2 protein-coding genes are annotated in these 1,477 nt (G+C 41.0%); one reads left to right on the top strand and one right to left on the bottom strand.

Going from position 1 to position 1,477, the window contains the following annotated elements; genetic code table 11:
- Positions 1 to 152 precede the first annotated feature (152 nt).
- Positions 153 to 512, top strand: a complete 360-nt coding sequence (locus tag ACUVJL_RS06110) for a YidH family protein (protein ID WP_445245038.1) — start codon at positions 153 to 155, stop codon at positions 510 to 512.
- A 158-nt stretch (positions 513 to 670) separates the two neighbouring features.
- Here ACUVJL_RS06110 and ACUVJL_RS06105 read toward each other — a convergent pair whose 3' ends face one another.
- Positions 671 to 1,093 carry a ribosomal maturation YjgA family protein gene (locus ACUVJL_RS06105; RefSeq protein WP_445245037.1) on the bottom strand — a complete coding sequence of 141 codons (423 nt, stop codon included), beginning with the start codon at positions 1,091 to 1,093 and terminating at the stop codon, positions 671 to 673.
- Between the last annotated feature and the right edge of the window lie 384 nt (positions 1,094 to 1,477).

Below are 1,477 nucleotides of genomic sequence, written 5' to 3'. Positions count from 1 at the left end.
GTTTAAAGTAAATTTTTCCTTCAATTTGAGTGCAAGTTTCAACCTTGACTCCAGGCAAGTCTAATAAATAGTCTAAATGAAAGCTCATTACTTTAACTGTATTGGTTGATCTATTTTACACCATAAACTCAGGAGAGCCGTTTATTGCATGGTTGCGAACTTCACTGGCTTTAATTGGTTTTGGGTTGGCGATCGCTCGGTTCAGTTTATTTCTGGGTCAATTTCAAGCTACAGTGACTCAGCAACAAGTTTCCTCCCCTCCCTTCTTCAACTCGGAAACTTTAGGGCTGGTTATGGTCGTTTTTGGCATTGCGGTCATTGCCTTAGCAGCATGGCGTTATAATCGAGTTTTCTGGCAAATCGAGCGAGGTGATTATCGCCCAAATCCTGTGCTAGTTTGGATTCTGGCTGGAACTGTGATGATTTTAGGAACGTTAAGCATTCCGTTGTTGCTCTGGCGAGAGCGCGGAAATATAGCTCCCACTTCAACTCCTAAAAATTCTCAATTCTAAGTTAACCCGATCGCTTAGAATTGAGTGAAAATAACCGCCACCATATCATTAAGCTTTTGTGCATTTAGATTGTCTATGGTGTTAGAGGAGCTGATGGGGAGAGGATTTGACGAATTGGGGTCTGGTCATCGAAATATACAATTTAAATGCAGTACAAGTTACAAGCGGAAGCAAGTGAAATGAAGCCATCGCACCCACAACCAACCTAAAAAACTCCCCACAAAATAAGAGATAAAATCTGACCAAGTAAAGTGATTTCCCAAAATCAGCCTGCCGGGTAAAGTAGCTGGCATTGCTTGTAAAAACGGAGGAGTCCACAGTTGGAGAAACTCTACTCCGCAGGTAGCTAGACACACAGCTACAGCCGCCCTAATTTGCGAAACTCGCGGCAAGATCAGAACTACCAGCAAAATCCAAAATACCTCATAGGCTATGCTCCCAAAAGAGTCGTTGAACCATTCCGCTGCAGGGCCACCAGAAAATCTCACTACGTAACCTAAAGGGATAATCACGATTATACTGATGAGCAGCGCAATTCGATATTTTAACAAACGGCGATCGGGAGAAATTGGGGAAGTCATTAAATTTGAGACAGGTTTTTTTGTTCACTTTAACGCTTTGGCTGTAGTATGGATTCTACTAGCACAAGGAAGAAGGAAAATGCCCTAGCGGGACTTAGACAAAAGTTATCTTGAAAATAGGCTCAAACCCAGTCGTCAAGGCAAATTAAGCTCTCTTCGTCTTTTTCCTTTCTGCGACTAGGTTTGAACCTCATTTACCCCGATGCCAATCCATTTCCCAGAGTGGAATACCAGCCGATTTTAGCCAGGGTAAACGCATCTAAATTAATTTGACAAACACCTAAATTTGTGCATTACTAAATAACTAAAAAAAACTTTTAAAAATCATTAACTTTAACCACATTTAAGCAAATTAAATCAGAACCTTAAGATTTTCTAAACTTC

The organism is Microcoleus sp. OTE_8_concoct_300 (genome assembly GCF_031383065.1).
Classification (GTDB): domain Bacteria; phylum Cyanobacteriota; class Cyanobacteriia; order Cyanobacteriales; family Microcoleaceae; genus Microcoleus.
This window is presented reverse-complemented; position numbering and strand designations above follow the sequence as displayed.